Origin of the sequence: Sediminibacillus dalangtanensis (genome assembly GCF_017792025.1) — a bacterium.
GTDB lineage: Bacteria > Bacillota > Bacilli > Bacillales > Amphibacillaceae > Sediminibacillus > Sediminibacillus dalangtanensis.
In genome coordinates this window covers 3,733,380-3,750,754 of the sequence record NZ_CP046956.1, presented here as the reverse complement: position 1 = coordinate 3,750,754, position 17,375 = coordinate 3,733,380, and the positions used below count along the sequence as shown (strand labels likewise).

Genomic DNA, 17,375 nt, shown 5'->3' with positions numbered 1-17,375 from the left:
AATGGTCAGGAGTGAGAATAGACGGTGAAGGTAGCGATTATTGGTGGGACCGGTTACGGTGCCATCGAACTGATACGGTTTTTATATAATCATCCATATGCAGAAATTGAAGCGATTATCTCCCATTCGCAAAGCGGCCAGGCGCTTGGTGCAGTTTATCCCCATACGGTCGGGGTCGTGGAAAAGCCTTTGGAAGAACTGGTGGTACAGGAGCTGGCTGAACGTGTCGAGTTGGTCTTTTTTGCCACGCCGCCGGCTGTCAGCAAGGATTTGGCACCGCAGTTCCTGGAGCATAACGTAAAATGCATTGATCTCTCTGGAGATTTTCGCCTGAAGTCCCCGACGGACTATCAAGAATGGTACGGTTCCCCTGCTGCTGATGAAAACTATTTGGAAACAGCGGTTTATGGATTAAGCGAAATTTATGAGGAGGAAGTTGCAGGTGCAAATCTGGTAGCCAATCCGGGCTGTTATCCGACCGCCACATTGCTCGGACTGCTGCCAGCGGTTCAAAACGGCTGGATAGAAGAAAAATCGATTATCATCGATGCCAAATCGGGTGTTTCCGGTGCTGGACGCGGAACATCGCTAAATGCACATTATCCGGAAATGAATGAAAACTTGAAAGCTTATAAACTAGGACAACATAAACACATACCGGAAATAGAACAAGAGCTTGGAAAAATGGCCGGTCACCCGGTGCAAGTGACTTTTTCCACTCACCTGGTACCGATGACGAGGGGGATTATGAGTACGATTTATGCTGACTTTACACAGCCGGTTTCTACTGATGAGATGATCGAAGCATACACAGCGTTTTATCGAGAGCAGCCGTTTGTGCGTATCCGTAGGAATGGGGAACTGCCGGCAACAAGAGAGGTATATGGAAGCAACTACTGTGACATCGGCATTCACGCAGATCAAAGGACGGGGAAATTGACCATCATTTCGGTCATCGACAACTTGGTCAAGGGAGCTTCAGGCCAGGCCATTCAAAATATGAATCTATTGAAAGGCTGGGACGTTGCAACCGGTTTAAACTATTTACCTATTTATCCTTAAGGAGGGTGCAAAAAAATGACAGAACAAGTAAAACAAGTGGCCGAACAGGAAGTGACCCTGCTGCCGGAAGGAAACATAGCCACTCCTCAGGGGTTTACCGCCGGCGGCGTCCATTGCGGCATTCGAAAAACCAAGCTGGATTTCGGCTGGGTCTACTCTGAAGTTCCCGCTACAACAGCTGGTGTTTATACAATCAACACATTCCAGGCGGCTCCGCTTAAGGTCACCCAGGAAAGCATTAAGAGCGGACAGAAAATCCAGGCACTCTTAGTCAATTCCGGCATCGCCAATGCCTGCACAGGCGAGCAAGGTCTGGCTGATGCCTATCAAATGCGGAAATGGGGAGCAGCAGCCTTCCGTGTCCCTGAGCAGTTCACGGCCATTGCATCTACAGGGTTGATCGGAGAACCCTTGCCGATGGAAAAAATCAAATACGGAATCGATCAAATCCAGCTGCAAACCAATAATCTCGCCACCCGATTCGGAAAGGCGATTTTAACAACAGACACCCGCGAAAAAGCGATTGCGGTTGAAATAGAAATCGATGGGCAAAAAATATCCATCGGAGGAGCAGCTAAAGGATCGGGAATGATCCACCCGAATATGGCCACGATGCTGAGTTTTATAACCACCGATGCAGCAGTTGAAGAAGGTGCCCTGTCATCGGCCTTGAAGGATATCACCAATACATCATTCAATATGATAACGGTGGATGGAGATACCAGTACGAATGACATGGTACTTATGCTGGCAAATGGAAAAGCGGGAAATCAGCAGCTGCATGAAGGACATCCGGACTGGTCTCTCTTCAAACAAGGGCTTGCGGTAGTCTGTGAAGCGCTGGCTAAAGAAATCGCCCGGGATGGAGAAGGAGCCACCAAATTAGTCGAGGTCCAGGTGGAAGGTGCGGAGTCAGATCAGGCGGCACGTGCCGTCAGCAAAGCCATTATTTCTTCCAATTTGGTGAAAACCGCTATTCACGGAGCAGACGCCAATTGGGGGCGGATCATTACGGCGATCGGCTACAGCGGGCAGCCTGTAGATCCCGACAAAGTCAGCATCTCGCTCGGACCTGTGTTGGTGGTTAACAATGGAATGCCTGTTTCGTTCGATGAGGCAGCGGCAAAGGACTATTTATTACAGGACAATGTGTCGATTCACACCGATTTAGGCAGCGGAACCGGCAAAGCCACCGCATGGGGTTGCGACTTGTCTTATGATTATGTACGAATAAATGCATCGTATCGGACTTGAGGGAGGGGTCAGATTGGAATATGTAGTAATCAAGTGCGGCGGCAGTATTTTTTCACAGCTGCCGCCGGCTTTTTACCGGAATATCGCAGAACTGCATAACAAGGGAGATGTCCAGCCGGTGCTTGTCCACGGCGGTGGTCCGCTGATTTCCCAGACCCTGTCCCGCCTTCAAGTGGAAACACAGTTTGTCGACGGATTGAGAGTGACCACGGAAGAAGTATTGGAAGTAGCGGAAATGGTATTAAGCGGATCCATGAACAAACAGCTTGTCCAAAATCTGCAGCATCAAGGCGGGAAAGGATTCGGCCTAAGCGGCGTGGATGGCGGACTGCTGCGGGCAATCCAATCTGACAATGCTGCAATTGGTCTTGTCGGAACGGTGAAAAACGTGCAAGTATCGATTCTTCACCATCTCATCGACCAAGGATTCATACCGGTCATTTCTCCGATTGCCATCGATGAAAATGGAAAGAAGTTGAATATTAACGCCGATGTGGCTGCAGCAGCCGTTGCGCAGGAACTGCAGGCGAGGTTATGTTACATCAGTGATATTCCTGGCATTTTAGTAGAAAAGAACGGTGAAACAAAGGTTTTGCATGAAACGACCAGCAGCCAAATTGAACAACTTATCGCCGATGGCACCATCAACGGCGGGATGATTCCGAAGGTTCGTTCAGCCCTGCAGGCGCTGAAGAACCGCGTGCCGGAAACCGTGATTTTGAATGGTTTGGAACCGGACAGTCTGCTGTCTTTTTACGAGGGGGCAGCGGTCGGAACAAAAATCAGTTTAACTTCGGAGGTAGGATATGTCTAAACAAACTATACCAACGGCTACGGATATGCTCATGCCCACCTATAATCGCTTTCCTCTTACATTGGTCAAAGGAAAAGGAAGCTGGGTATGGGACGACGAGGGCGGCAAATATCTCGACTATACGTCAGGCATCGCCACCTGTAACTTAGGACACGCACCGGACAGCGTAAAAGAACAGCTGGAAATCCAGCTGGAAAAAATTTGGCACTGTTCGAATTTATACCATATACCAGTTCAGGAACAATTGGCAAAGAAACTGGTGGAGAACAGCTTTGGCGACCAAGTGTTTTTCTGCAACAGCGGAGCCGAAGCAAATGAAGCTGCCATCAAACTGGCAAGACGATATGCGCAGGAAGTCAAAGGGATCGAGGCATACGAGGTCGTCACCTTCCGTCAATCGTTTCATGGGCGGACGCTCGCTACCCTGGCGGCTACGGGACAGGATAAAATTCAACAAGGCTTTGCCCCTCTGGCTAAAGGATTTCGCTATTTGCCCTATAATGACAAGCAGGCACTGGAAAAGTTGGTTACAGACAAAACCTGCGCCGTTTTACTCGAACTCGTACAGGGAGAGGGAGGAGTCGTTCCGGCCGATGAAGATTGGGTGAAACAGCTGGCGGATCTTTGCAAGCAAAACGACATTTTGCTGATGATCGATGAGATACAAACTGGTATCGGCAGAACAGGAACCTTGTTCGCTTATCAACAATACGGAATTGAACCGGATGTTATCAGTCTGGCCAAAGGACTGGGGAGCGGCATTCCTATTGGCGCAATCGTCGCCAATCAAAAAGCGGCCCGGGCGTTTTCACCTGGATCGCACGGCAGTACGTTCGGTGGGAATCCGTTTTCTGCAACGGCCGGGCTCTCAACGGTAACGCACATCATCGAGAATGAATTGACTGCTCGTGCTGCAGAATTAGGCAGCTATTTAGAAGAGAAATTACATGGACTAAAACAGCAGTTTTCTCAAATCAAGGAAATCAGAGGCAGGGGGCTACTGCAGGGAATCGTCGTCGATGACAATGCCGTTGATTATGTGACAAAAGCGAGGGAGCAATACCAGCTGTTAGTGCTGCTGGCCGGACCAAATGTAATCCGCATACTGCCCCCATTGACGACCAATGAAACAGAGGTGGATCAATTCATTTCTGTGATGGAAAAGGTATTTGCTTCGTAAGCACCGCCACTTTACTTTCGCAGATGATTGGTAAATGGTCCTTAGGTTTAGGAAGAACGATTTGGGCTCGGGAATGCGAAAAAAGACGCTCATCGGTTGCATGAAACTTGAATTCGAGATAAGAAAAGCAAAAAAAGAAGTTCATCCGGATTTCTAAAATCCATAATGAAGACTGGTGTCTGTTGTGAAATTCTTTGGTGATAGGCGAGATGCTTGCACTTTTCTTAAATATATTGTGCATATCGAGTACAATATAAAGGCAGATACTTAGAAAAAGAGGGATTTTTTCATGACAGATGCATTACAAACCAAATGGAGTACTTTCCAGGAACAACATAAAAACAAAGCAAGATTGTTAATTCATTGTCCGGATCAGCCGGGGATCGTCTCGGCTGTTTCTGAATTTCTATATCAGCAGGGTGCCAACATTATTGAATCTAATCAGTACACGACCGACCCTGCCGGCGGGGAATTTTTTATGCGAGTGGTATTCGAAGCAGAGCAGCTTCCAGCTATACAGAAAGAGCTGGAACAGAAATTTCAAGCAATCGCTCATTCCTTTCAAATGGATTGGCGATTCAGTTATGTCTATCAGATAAAACGAATGGCCATCTTTGTAAGTAAAGAGCTGCACTGCCTTCGTGAACTGTTGTGGGAGTGGCAAAGCGGTGATTTGATAGCAGATATCCCGCTTGTTATCAGTAACCACGAGGATGCAAGGGGGATTGTTGAATCACTGGGAATTCCGTTTTATCACATTCCCGCTAACAAGGACATTCGTAAACAGGTTGAAGCGAAACAGTTGGAGCTGTTAAAGGAATTTGATATTGATGTAATCGTCCTGGCGCGCTATATGCAAATCCTTACACCAGATTTCGTGGCAGCTAACAAAAATAAAATCATTAACATTCACCATTCTTTCCTGCCGGCTTTTGTCGGTGCCAATCCGTACGAGCGTGCCTATCAGCGCGGGGTGAAGTTAATAGGGGCGACCTCACATTTTGTTACCGACGAACTGGATGAAGGCCCGATCATTGAACAGGATATTAGCCGTGTGGACCATCGCGACAACAGTGAGGCGATGAAGAAAATCGGGCAATCGATCGAGCGGAGCGTCCTTGCTCGGGCGGTCAAGTGGCAGCTGGAAGACCGGATCATTGTCCATCAAAATAAAACGATTGTATTTTAAACAATAATAAGTTGGACAAGAGTATGGCAGGCAAAGCAAAGAGACCGTGACAAAAGCATGGCCACCAAAGCAAAAACTGAGCGAATTCTAAATGCCAATCAATTCGTTCGGTTTTTATTTGTGTATTCTCTTTTTTCCTGTTGTTTGATGCGTGCTTTGAATCGTTACGGCAAGATACTACGCGTTCCATGAGCGCGAGCTGAAGATCCACTTGGCAAAGCGGTATTCTTTGCCAAGTTAGCTGAAGCCGTGCCCGCGGAAAGCGAAGTACCTTGCCGGAGTGGAAAGTGGCACTTATCATAAGAGAAGGTAGATCGGTTTGCTTTTGGCTAACTTTAAAAACAGAACCAATGTCACAATGCTCTTGTCCCAGGCTTTTTTTGATTTTTCATATTAGGTAAGCTCCTAAGATAGATTCCTTTTACGCTGTGATTTGATGAGTACTTCGCATGCTCCAAGATACAGTTTCGGGTTCAGGGAAAAGGTAGGCTTTCATAATCCTGGTGGAGATCTTCTTTCCTTTTATGAAATGCTTGTTTTCCGGTATACTGAAAGCATCATTTATCGAAACGGAGAGCGGAGGTGACCGGATGGCAATATTGCAAACTAAATCCAAAAAACAGCTTATTTATGAAATGTTCATGATCATCCTGGCCGCCTGCTCAGTTGCAACGATCTGGCAAAGCACTCAGTATGACAGTTACATTATCTGGGTCACTTGGGCAATATTTTTCGTTGACTTCGTCTATCGTTTTCTCCGCAGCAAACACAAGTGGCAATTTATCAAAAGCAATCCCTTCCTTTTGATTGCCGCGATTCCTTTAGATGCAGTCTTCCAATTTGCCCGCTTAGCCAGGATTCTGCACTTGCTGCGCTTGAAAACGATCACCAAGTACTATACCAAGCCGTTCCTGAAGGTTTTACGCCGGCAGCATATTGGTGCCATTTTTTCCGTTACCATGGTTTTAGTATTTGTTTCGATCATCCCGTTGTATTATTTTGAGCCAGGATTGTCGAGTTATTGGGAAGCACTGCTCGGCAGTTTGATGAGTCTCGCCTTTTTTGGACAGGCAGATTTTGATCCGACCACAGCAATCGGCCAGGTGACGGTGGTGTTGCTGACAATAGTTGGAGTGATTCTGCATGGACTGGTAATAAGCACTGCTTTTGATTACATTTATCACGCACCGTTCGTCAAAAAAATCATGCAAAGAAGGAAGGAAAAAGAAAAACAAGCAAGTTAGACACATTTTTTATTGCCGCTGAATAGATTAGCTATGGGCGGTGATGAAATTGACTAGTTATTTTCAAGTGCATCAAGAATCGGAACGTATTACGATCGAATCAAGCTTGAACAGGTCCAATGTGGGCTATAGTGTTTATATTGATCAGATACTGTATATGGTCCAAGTGCAAGGTGGGCGTTTTTCAATCGATACGACACTGCTTCGGGAAGGAACCCATCAGTTACAAATTATCTCTTTTGAGCTTCCAACGGGAACACCTGTGTCTTCCGCGGCTTGGAATTTTCAAATAGGGCACCGGGACACCAGAGACCGGGATTTTCAACCAGGTGATATTTTGGTCGCCAGTGACAATCTCGATGAGATAAAAACCGGATATGTCGGGCATTCGGCGCTCGTGGTAGATAAAGAAAGTGTCATTGAATCACCGGGATTGCATCCGGCCATTCGCAAAGCCTCTATTCAACAGTTTTTGACGAAGCATCCTGTCCACGGACACTTTCGGCCAAAAGCTTCTGAGGCTGGTAAAGCTGCAGCGAAATATGCTGAAGGATATCTAAATGAATTCAAGGAAAAAGGACAACAGGCACCTGTTTTTTCGTTCAACCTGTCATCTTCTCTGGACGATCCCTGGGAATATATATACTGCTCGAAATTGATTTGGCTCAGCTACTATTACGGAGCTGACTATAAGCTGGAAAACGATTTTCTTTGGTTCTCGCCGGAAGACCTGTATAATAATTTAAAGGAGAACGATGACTTTACAACAGTTTACCAGCACCCTGATGTGAAGTTCATTCTCAACACGTAGCCGCTTATCCGGTTGCGTTTTTTTATGAAGCAGATTTCTAAATGAGTATCCTATCCTAGAATTTCTTTTGTTCACTTGGTGTTACGCTAGGGACTGTGGTTACTCGTCTTTCTGAAAACATGTTGGCCGGGATAGTCTGCTGCGAAGATTAACTGGAAGACGAAAGAAGAACCCATTCGCTGAAGTCTTCGGAAACGTGCTTCCCTCCGGAAAGGGAGTGTTTTTCCGCAGCGACGGGTTAGCAATCATTTTGCAAAGGGTGAGAGGAAGTCACGTGAAGGTTATGTCGCAGTTTTATTTATTGTGCCAAGGAGCAATTTTCAAATGTAGCCCTGCCTAGGTAGAATAATTGAATAGCAGCAAGAAAGATTATTCTACCAGCATAAGTGGAAATACATAGGAGAAGGATAGACAGGAAAGGAGCATGGATATGAATCAATCATTTCGAGCATACAGAGTGAATCAGACAGAATCGGGTTTTTCAGCCGGAATTAAGACCCTTCAAAGCGAGGAACTGCCAAAGGGAGAAGTACTGATAAAAGTGCATTATTCCAGTGTTAATTTTAAGGATGCAATAGCTAACACACCCGATAACAAAATTGTAGAAACCTACCCAATGGTGCCAGGAATCGATCTTTCCGGCGAAGTAGTCGAATCGGAAGACGACCAGTTTAAGCCCGGCGATAAAGTTATCGCGACTAGTTATCAAATCGGAACAGGACATTATGGCGGCTACAGTGAATATGCCAGAATTCCTGCCGAGTGGGTCGTTTCCCTTCCAGATGGTTTATCACTAAGAGAATCAATGATCTTTGGAACAGCGGGTTTCACTGCCGCTCTCTCTATCCAACAATTGGAGGCAGCTGGATTAAGTCCTGATAAAGGGAAAGTACTGGTTACCGGCGCCACTGGCGGCGTAGGTAGCACCGCAATTGCTATGCTGGCCAAACGGGGTTATCATGTCGTTGCAAGTACAGGCAAGGAAAGCGCCCATGATTATCTCCGCAACATTGGAGCCGATGAAATAGTTTCCCGTGAAGCAGTTTATGATGGAAAAATTCGTCCGCTCGATAAACAGGAATGGGCAGGAGCAGTCGATCCTGTCGGAGGCGAGCAGCTTGCAGCCTTGTTGACTAAGCTGGAATATGGTGGAGCGGCAGCTGTAAGCGGCCTTACCGGGGGTACGTCCGTTCCTACAGCGGTATTTCCGTTTATCAGCCGCAGTATCCAGTTGTTGGGAGTCGACTCCGTTAATTGCCCGATGGACATTCGTAAAAAAGTTTGGGAACGCCTGGCAAGTGACTTGAAGCCAGCTGGATTGACCGAATACATTGAAAAAGAAATCAGTCTCGACGACTTACCCGACGCTTTGAATACCATTTTAGAAGGAAAAGCGCAAGGACGCATGGTCGTCAACCTTCAAAAATAACGGCAAACCTCCGTATACTGAGCAGTATGCGGAGGTTTTTTGTATAGTTCAGCAAAAGATGCAAAAAATGACGTTAACGATACATAGATAGGAGGGAAAGTGATGGAGCGTTTTTGTCGAAGTTGTTTTGCCATTTCGCTATTGGTAGCCGTTTTGTTTTTAGGTGCGGGCAGTCTTCAGGCGGAGGATCAGGAGTCTCCAGAAAAAATGCCGGAACTAACGGAAAGCCAACAAAAAGAACTGGCAATTATGTATCAGGACATGTTTGATAAGCGCAAAGGGATTATCAGCAAATATGTAGAGTTCGGTGTGATAGAGAAAGAAAAAGCCGACCAAATCATCAAGCATCTTGACGAGCATTATCAAATGCTTGAAGAGAACGGTTTTGTTATCGATCACAAACATCATAAGGCCAAGCATCATGATAAAGTCCCCCACTAGCCAAAAGCTCAACCAGTCATGGTTGGGCTTTTAAACTATAATAGCAGCGTACTATATGCTGGTTAGGCATGACGCTATCATCAGAAATGAAAATAATTAGATGATAGCTGAATGGAAACATGCTTGTATTTCTTTCATCCTCATTAAACACCTTTTTACCTTCTAAGTAATAAATTTTAAAAAGGTTCCTTTGTCTTTCTTTCCTGCTGTCTCCTTACTTGGTTGTTTTACCTTAAACAATCCTATAACAAGATATTCATCACCCCCCGGTTTTTCTTCTCTCTTTTTTATGTACCGTCTACTTTTTGAAAGTTGTATAACTTGTATTTTTCTAATCAATTATTTTTATTGATTGTACGTACATTTTGAATTATTATATAAATAACGGCAACTTATACGTATAAGGTTTTTGAGGAGAAAGGAGATAAGTTGATGCTTGAACAATTAAAGCAGGATGTATTAGACGCTAATCTGGCATTGCCGAAGTACAAACTAGTAACGTTTACATGGGGAAATGTAAGCGGATTAGACAGGGATAGCGGTCTTGTAGTCATTAAACCGAGTGGTGTAGCTTATGATGACTTAACAGCGGACGATATGGTAGTGGTCGATTTGGATGGAAATGTAGTAGAAGGCAGCTTGAAGCCATCCTCCGATACTCCTACTCATTTGGTTCTTTATAAACATTTCACAACTATTGGTGGTATTGTTCATACGCACTCCCCCTGGGCGACAAGTTGGGCACAGGCTGGTAAAGCTATTCCACCACTAGGAACGACCCATGGGGATTACTTTTATGGTGAAATCCCCTGTACCAGGCGAATGACGGACAAGGAAATCCAGCAGCATTATGAAGGGGAAACAGGGAAAGTGATTGTTGAAACATTTCAAGATATCGACCCGGTTCAGGTACCAAGTGTACTGGTGCACAGCCATGCTCCGTTTAACTGGGGCAAAGATGCAAAGCAGGCTGTTCATAATGCGGTAGTTCTGGAGGAGGTAGCAAAAATGGCTTTGCAAACCTATCAATTAAGTCCGGACATGGCCGCCATGGATCAAGCATTACTAGATAAACATTTTCTTAGAAAACATGGAGTGAATGCTTACTATGGACAGAAATAACCGAGGAGGAGAAACCATGACAGAAAAATATGCAATCGGAGTAGATTTCGGTTCTGAGTCGGGGCGGGCGGTACTTGTTTCCCTTCATGATGGAAGGGAAATAGCCGACCATGTAACGGCTTATCCGCATGCCGTAATGACCGAACAACTTCCTACTGGAGAAAGTCTCGGACTTGAATGGGCATTACAGCATCCGGACGATTATTTGGAAGTGATTCGAAATTCGATCCCTACGGTCATGAAAATAGCAGGAGTCGATCCAGCGGATGTCATCGGTCTGGGTATCGATTTTACTGCTTGCACCATGCTTCCGGTTGATCGGAAGGGGATTCCGTTATGTTTTGATAAGTCATTGGCGAACAACCCGCATAGTTGGGTGAAGCTTTGGAAACACCACGCAGCACAGGAAGAAGCAAATAAACTGAATCAAATTGCAGCAGAACGCGGAGAAGAATTTTTACCTAGATACGGGGGAAAAATTTCATCGGAGTGGATGATAGCGAAAATTTGGCAGATTCTTAACGAAGCTCCGGATATTTATGAAAAGACGGATCAATTTGTAGAAGCAACAGATTGGGTTGTTTCCAAACTGACAAATAATTTGTTGCGCAATAGTTGTACTGCCGGTTACAAAGCTATTTGGCATAAGCAGGATTCCTATCCTGGCAAAGAATTTTTCAAGGCATTGGACCCGCGCTTGGAAAATCTGACGGAGACAAAGCTTCGGGGAGAAGTAGTGCCGCTTGGCACGAAAGCTGGAGGATTATCCCCTGAAATAGCAGCGCTTACGGGCTTGCAACCGGGAATTGCAGTGGCAGTGGGGAATGTCGACGCGCATGCGGCAGTTCCTGCAATGGGAGTGGTCACGCCTGGAAAACTAGTGATGGCCATGGGTACTTCCATTTGTCACATGCTGCTAGGTACGGAAGAGCGGAATGTAGAGGGAATGTGCGGGGTAGTGGAAGACGGTATCATCCCTGGTTATTTTGGCTATGAGGCCGGCCAGTCTGCCGTAGGTGACATTTTTGCCTGGTATGTCGACAGAGCTTGTCCAGCTTACGTCTTTGAAGCTGCGGAAAAGGAAGGGGTCAATGTCCATCAGTGGCTGGAAACGAAAGCGGCTGCTTACGTACCTGGTGAAACAGGTATGGTGGCGCTTGATTGGTGGAATGGGAACCGTTCTGTACTAGTCGATACAGAATTAAGTGGTTTACTGGTCGGTGCCACATTACAAACGAAACCAGAAGAAATTTACAGAACAATTTTGGAAGCTACTGCATTTGGAACACGGAAAATCGTGGATGCCTTCCATCACAATGGAGTGCCGGTAGATGAGTTATATGCTTGTGGCGGTCTTCCACAAAAAAATCAACTACTCATGCAAATCTATGCGGATGTCACCAATAGAAACATCCGGATTGCGGACTCCAAGCAAACCCCAGCGTTAGGGGCAGCAATGTTCGGAGCTGTAGCCGCTGGCAGTCGTCAAGGAGGCTATGATTCCATCGTCGAGGCTGCAGAAAAAATGGGCAGGGTTCAGGATACTGTCATCGAACCAATACCTGAAAATGTGGAAATGTACGAACAACTTTACAAGGAATATAGTAGATTGCATGATTACTACGGCCGCGGAGACAACGATGTAATGAAACATTTGAAAAAGTTAAAAGCTTCCGCAAGAGAAGAATCCGGGATGACAATTTAGCTCTCATGAAACCGCTTAAAAATAGAGGAGGAACTCAAATGTTGCAATTAAAGCCTTATGAATTTTGGTTTGTTACTGGAAGTCAGCACTTATATGGAGATGAGGCACTACAGAAAGTAGAAAAGCATTCTATAAGTATGGTGACAGGGTTGAATGAACAAGGAAACCTTCCCTTCCGTATCATTTTCAAGTCGGTAGTGACGACAGCTGATGAGATTCACAGACTTATACAAGCAGCTGACGCAGATGAAAATTGCGCCGGCCTTATTACCTGGATGCACACCTTTTCCCCGGCAAAAATGTGGATAGCTGGTCTCAAAGCTTTGCAAAAGCCGTTGCTCCATCTTCATACGCAGTACAATCGTGATATTCCTTGGCAGGATATTGATATGGATTTCATGAATCTCAATCAATCTGCCCATGGTGATAGGGAGTACGGTTTTATTGGCACCAGAATGGAAATACCACGTAAAGTTGTTGTCGGATACTGGAATGATAATCGGGTACTGGAAAAAATCAGCGGTTGGATGAGGACTGCTGTGGCATTTGTCGAGGGAACAAATATCAAAGTGGCTCGGTTTGGCGATAATATGCGTAATGTAGCTGTTACGGACGGAGACAAGGTGGAAGCGCAAATAAAATTCGGCTGGTCGGTCGATTACTATGGCATTGGTGACTTGGTAGAAGTGATGAATGAAATCAGCCCTCAGCAGGTAGATCAACTATATGAAGAATATAAACAGCTGTACACGATAGATGAACAAAAAACTTCAGTTGCAGCAATCAAAGAACAAGCCAGGATAGAACTTGGGCTTAAACAGTTCCTGAAACAGGGCAATTACACAGCCTTCACTACCAACTTTGAAGATTTACATGGAATGAAACAATTGCCTGGGCTTGCGGCACAACGGCTTATGGCAGATGGGTACGGATTTGCCGGTGAAGGAGATTGGCGGAGTGCGGCTTTATTGCGCATGATGAAGATTATTGCAAATAATGAGGACACTTCTTTCATGGAGGATTATACATACCATTTAGAACCAGGTAATGAAATGGTCCTCGGTTCCCATATGCTGGAAATATGTCCGTCCGTGGCAGCTACCAAACCGGAAGTTATTGTCAATCCATTGACGATGGGGAATAAAGAGTCTCCGGCACGTTTAGTATTTGATGGAAAAGGCGGAGGTGCTGTTAACGCTTCTCTGATTGAGCTGGGAGGACGGTATCGGTTGGTGGTCAATGAAGTGGTGGCAGAAAAACCAGCAGTAGATACTCCTAATCTTCCGGTTGCTAAAGTTCTTTGGAAGCCCCAGCCATCTCTTGCAGAGGCAACGGAAGCTTGGATTTACGCGGGAGGAGCTCACCATACCGTTTTATCCTTTAAGGTAACAACGGAACAATTGCAGGACTTTGCGGAAATGGCAGAAATTGAATGTCTCGTCATCGATAAGGATACAAAACTACGGCCTTTCCGCAATGAATTGAAATGGAATCAGGCCATTTGGAAATAATGGAGCGAATCGAGCTGAACAGTTACAACATGATCTGCAAGAAAAAAACCGAACGAGTTCGAATCTTAGGATTTCGACTCATCGTTCGGTTTTTTTACTTTGGCCACTATCCTTTTGTCCTCAGACACGTTTTTCTGAGAAAGTTAAACAGGCTGGATAGCCTTCTGTGTCGAGAGGTGATATACTGACAGAGAAACTTATACGAATAACTTTAATGCAGGCCACACAATAGACAGAGGTGTTTACATGCAGACAAAACACAATATGGTAAAACAGGCGATAAAGTCAAAGATACTCGATGGTACATTTCAACCGAATCAAAAGATTAGCTCTGAAAGCGAATTAATGGCGCAGTTTAATGTCAGTCGGCATACTGTCCGCCTGGCAATAGGAGATTTGGTCAATCAGGGCTGGCTTTACAGGGAACAGGGTGCCGGCACCTTTTGTGCCGACCGATTGAATGAAAATAGTATCGATAAAACAAACAATAAAAACATAGCGATAATAACCACATATATATCGGATTACATCTTTCCTTCAATCATTCGCGGAGCGGAGTCTTATTTGAGTGAACAAGGGTACAATGTATCATTATTCAGTACGAATAATAATCATCAAACGGAGAAAGAGATTTTAGAGAAAATACTGACTCAGCATTATGATGGAATCATCGTCGAACCTACCCGCAGTGCCTTCAGTAATCCTAATATTAACCTTTATTTGAACCTGGAGAGACTGAATGTTCCTTATTTAATGATTAATGCCTTCTATGAGGAATTAGAACCTTTGTATATCGTGATGGACGACGAAAAAGGCGGTTATATACAAACGGAGCATTTAATCAATCAAGGGCACAAAAATATAGCTGGCTTCTTTAAAACAGATGATATTCAGGGGATAAAACGGATGAAAGGTTTTATTAAAGCCCACCGTGCCAATCAATTGCAAATCGATCCTCAACACATCATTACTTATAAAACCGAGGAGAAAAGAAAAAAGCCTTCGGAAGAGTTGGAGGCTATTTTGGCTTCCTCCAACAATTCGCCCACTGCCTTGGTTTGCTACAATGACGAGCTCGCCTTAAATATATTAGATGTTTTGCGAAAAAGAAAGTTGTCGGTACCAGATGATATTTCCATTGTAGGGTATGATGATTCTATTTTAGCGCAATTGTCAGAAGTGAAGCTGACAACGATAGAACATCCGAAAAGCGAAATGGGCAAAAAGGCGGCAGAAGTTATTTTATCCATCATAAAAGGTAAAAATAATCGGATGAAATCAAGTGATAAGGAAATATCCTCTATCGTTTACGATCCGGAACTAATTCTCAGGCATTCGACGAAGCAAACAAATGTAGTTAAAAGTTAGCCATGGGAGCCGGTTTAGTTAGACATTGTTCCGTTAAACCGGCTCCTATTTATTCTTGGTAAACCCACCTATTCCTTTGGTTGATTATTTACATAAAGCGGGCTCTAGTTATAAGATAATGCCATAACATCGAAGAAAAGGGGTCATTCTCTTGGAGTCACAAGTGAAAAAACTGGCAGTCGAAATAGATAAAGCCAATACGATTGCAGTCTTGACGGGGGCAGGTGTGTCCACGGCAAGCGGCATTCCTGATTTTCGGTCTGCCAACGGAATATGGCGGGAAGACCAATCACGAGAATACTATATGTCGCGAGCGTACTTTCAACGTAATCCGGAAGACTTCTGGATGAAATACAAGGAAATCTTCCGACTGAAGCTGCTGAAGAATTACGCCCCGAACCATGTCCACCTGTTTTTGCGTGAAATGGAACAGAAGGGCAAGCAAGTTTCTATAGTCACCCAAAACGTAGACGGCTTGCATACCGCTGCAGGAAACCAACATGTGATTGAATACCACGGTAATCTAAATACAGCAACTTGTCCTGCCTGCGGAACGCAGTATCCATTAGAGCATGTAATGACCGAACAAGTGCCACACTGCATCCAGGCTGGTTGTGGCGATATTTTAAAACCGGATATCGTTTTATTTGGCGATCCGATCACCAAGCATGCTGAAGCAGAAGCAGCTTTACAACAGGCAGACCTATTACTGGTAATGGGTACTTCCTTGCTCGTATCGCCATTTAACCTGTTGCCGGTTTACGCATGGAGTGGCCGGAAACTATCGGGATTGATCAATCGGGAACCGACACCGATGGATGATCAGTTTGATTTTGTCATCCATGCCGATTTAGGCAAGACAATCGAAGAGTTGAAACAAGAGGAATAAGAGAAGAGCCTGGGACAAAAGGTCATCGTGACCAAAATAAAAACCGAGCGATTCCACATTTCGTTGGTTTTTATTTGATTAGCAAAAAGCAAACCGTTCTATCCTTCTCTCATGAAAAGTACAACTTCCCACTCCGGCAAGGTACTTCGCTTTCCGCGGGCACGGCTTCAGCTAGCTTGGCAAAGAATACCGCTTTGCCAAGTGGATCTTCAGCTCGCGCTCATCCCGCAGGAGTCTGCGTACCTTGCCTCCGTTAGATAGAGATACCTTCTCTTCTGGTGTGTTTTGCCTATTGCCGTTACGGATAGAAAGCGAAGCCGCATGGAAACCAGGAGTACTTCTTTATCATTTTTATGCTATGAAAAAAGGAACCCCAAGCCTTTCGTCTTCTTCCCTGTTTAGATACCTATCAGCCAATAGAAGAATACGGTTCATTTTGTCTTGATCATGTGGAAATCAGAGCACAAAAACGTAGCGATTCGAAGCACACATCAAACAACAGGATAAAACGAGAATATACAAATAAAAACCGAATGAATCTGGTCGGAATTTAGAATTCGTTCGGTTTTTTCTTTAGTGGCCATGCTTTTGTCCCGGCCTCTTTAACATTTATCCCTTCATGATTTTCCCCATGTATTTCCGGCTGCGCGGGCCGTCGAATTCACAAAAGTAAACACCCTGCCATGTGCCCAACTCAAGCTTGCCGTTGGATATAATCAGGGTTTGGGCATGGCCGACCGTACTCGTTTTCAAGTGAGAGGCGGTGTTGCCTTCTGCATGCTTGTCCTTCGGGTGTTCCCAAGGAAATACTTCCTCAAGGCGCATTAAAAAGTCTGTTTTCACGTCAGGATCTGCATTTTCGTTCACTGTGATTCCTGCAGTGGTATGCAAAGAGGAAACAACGAGTATCCCCTCATCGACATTTTCTTCTCTAATCCAGGCTTCCAATTCATCGGTAATGTCGATCATCTGAGAGTGATTGCTTGTTTTTACTTGAAAAATCTTCTTCATGACGAGTCTCCTTTCATCCTTTTGGTGTTTTAGAAAAAGATGTATTACAGCATTCGTTAAGAAATAAGCTTTACCCGATATCCGTCTTGATACAAGAAGCACACGGTAAGCAGAGGAAATACACGGAGACTCCAGCGGGAGGGAAGGCATCGGTGAGACCCCGCAGAGCGTAGCTCGAGGAGGCTCAGCAGCCGCCCGCGGAAAGCGTAGTGTATTCCCGCAGCGAAACGCCAAAACATGCTTTGCTTGGGTTGTCCCAGACAATATGCTATTGCTGGCAATCGGAATGGAAATATAAGAGGTTTCATCTTGTTCCATCTTCCATCCAGGCAGTTCCTGAAAATT

Annotated in this window: 15 protein-coding genes; 14 read left to right on the top strand and 1 reads right to left on the bottom strand. The window is 45.1% G+C overall.

Going from position 1 to position 17,375, the window contains the following annotated elements; all coding sequences use genetic code 11:
* Positions 1-24 precede the first annotated feature (24 nt).
* The 14 genes from argC to ERJ70_RS18220 all read left to right on the top strand — a co-directional run bounded on the left by argC (position 25) and on the right by ERJ70_RS18220 (position 16,019).
* The gene (gene argC / locus ERJ70_RS18285; protein WP_209366169.1) at positions 25-1,062 is read left to right on the top strand and encodes an N-acetyl-gamma-glutamyl-phosphate reductase; all 1,038 of its coding nucleotides are present in this window, start codon (positions 25-27) and stop codon (positions 1,060-1,062) included.
* 15 nt (positions 1,063-1,077) lie between these two features.
* On the top strand, positions 1,078-2,316 hold the full coding sequence (gene argJ / locus ERJ70_RS18280) for a bifunctional ornithine acetyltransferase/N-acetylglutamate synthase (RefSeq protein WP_209366168.1): 1,239 nt from the start codon (positions 1,078-1,080) through the stop codon (positions 2,314-2,316).
* Between the two features lie 13 nt (positions 2,317-2,329).
* Positions 2,330-3,130, top strand: a complete 801-nt coding sequence (gene argB, locus ERJ70_RS18275) for an acetylglutamate kinase (protein WP_209366167.1) — start codon at positions 2,330-2,332, stop codon at positions 3,128-3,130.
* The gene (gene argD, locus ERJ70_RS18270) at positions 3,123-4,310 is read left to right on the top strand and encodes an acetylornithine transaminase (protein WP_209366166.1); all 1,188 of its coding nucleotides are present in this window, start codon (positions 3,123-3,125) and stop codon (positions 4,308-4,310) included. Before argB ends, argD begins: the two co-directional genes overlap by 8 nt.
* Before the next feature lie 289 nt (positions 4,311-4,599).
* Positions 4,600-5,499: a formyltetrahydrofolate deformylase gene (purU, locus tag ERJ70_RS18265; protein ID WP_209366165.1), complete on the top strand. Its 900-nt coding sequence runs from the start codon at positions 4,600-4,602 to the stop codon at positions 5,497-5,499.
* A gap of 590 nt (positions 5,500-6,089) precedes the next feature.
* Positions 6,090-6,743: a hypothetical protein gene (locus tag ERJ70_RS18260; RefSeq protein WP_209366164.1), complete on the top strand. Its 654-nt coding sequence runs from the start codon at positions 6,090-6,092 to the stop codon at positions 6,741-6,743.
* 49 nt (positions 6,744-6,792) lie between these two features.
* Positions 6,793-7,554 (top strand): C40 family peptidase, encoded by a 762-nt coding sequence (locus ERJ70_RS18255; protein ID WP_209366163.1) that lies wholly within the window; start codon positions 6,793-6,795, stop codon positions 7,552-7,554.
* Positions 7,555-7,984: 430 nt separating this feature from the next.
* Complete coding sequence (locus ERJ70_RS18250) at positions 7,985-8,983, top strand: NADPH:quinone oxidoreductase family protein (RefSeq protein WP_209366162.1); 999 nt, start codon at positions 7,985-7,987, stop codon at positions 8,981-8,983.
* Between the two features lie 102 nt (positions 8,984-9,085).
* Positions 9,086-9,424, top strand: a complete 339-nt coding sequence (locus ERJ70_RS18245) for a YckD family protein (RefSeq protein WP_209366161.1) — start codon at positions 9,086-9,088, stop codon at positions 9,422-9,424.
* A 432-nt stretch (positions 9,425-9,856) separates the two neighbouring features.
* Entirely contained in the window at positions 9,857-10,546 is a 690-nt protein-coding gene (araD, locus tag ERJ70_RS18240) for an L-ribulose-5-phosphate 4-epimerase (RefSeq protein ID WP_209366160.1), read from the top strand.
* A 16-nt stretch (positions 10,547-10,562) separates the two neighbouring features.
* A complete protein-coding gene (locus tag ERJ70_RS18235; RefSeq protein WP_209366159.1) occupies positions 10,563-12,251 on the top strand; it encodes a ribulokinase in 1,689 nt (562 codons plus the stop codon).
* 38 nt (positions 12,252-12,289) lie between these two features.
* A complete protein-coding gene (gene araA, locus ERJ70_RS18230) occupies positions 12,290-13,762 on the top strand; it encodes an L-arabinose isomerase (protein WP_209366158.1) in 1,473 nt (490 codons plus the stop codon).
* Positions 13,763-14,008: 246 nt separating this feature from the next.
* Positions 14,009-15,130 carry a GntR family transcriptional regulator gene (locus ERJ70_RS18225; RefSeq protein ID WP_209366157.1) on the top strand — a complete coding sequence of 374 codons (1,122 nt, stop codon included), beginning with the start codon at positions 14,009-14,011 and terminating at the stop codon, positions 15,128-15,130.
* Between the two features lie 151 nt (positions 15,131-15,281).
* On the top strand, positions 15,282-16,019 hold the full coding sequence (locus ERJ70_RS18220; protein ID WP_209366156.1) for an NAD-dependent protein deacylase: 738 nt from the start codon (positions 15,282-15,284) through the stop codon (positions 16,017-16,019).
* A 609-nt stretch (positions 16,020-16,628) separates the two neighbouring features.
* On the opposite strand, the gene ERJ70_RS18215 is transcribed toward ERJ70_RS18220, so the two are convergent.
* A complete protein-coding gene (locus ERJ70_RS18215; RefSeq protein ID WP_209366155.1) occupies positions 16,629-17,030 on the bottom strand; it encodes a secondary thiamine-phosphate synthase enzyme YjbQ in 402 nt (133 codons plus the stop codon).
* Between the last annotated feature and the right edge of the window lie 345 nt (positions 17,031-17,375).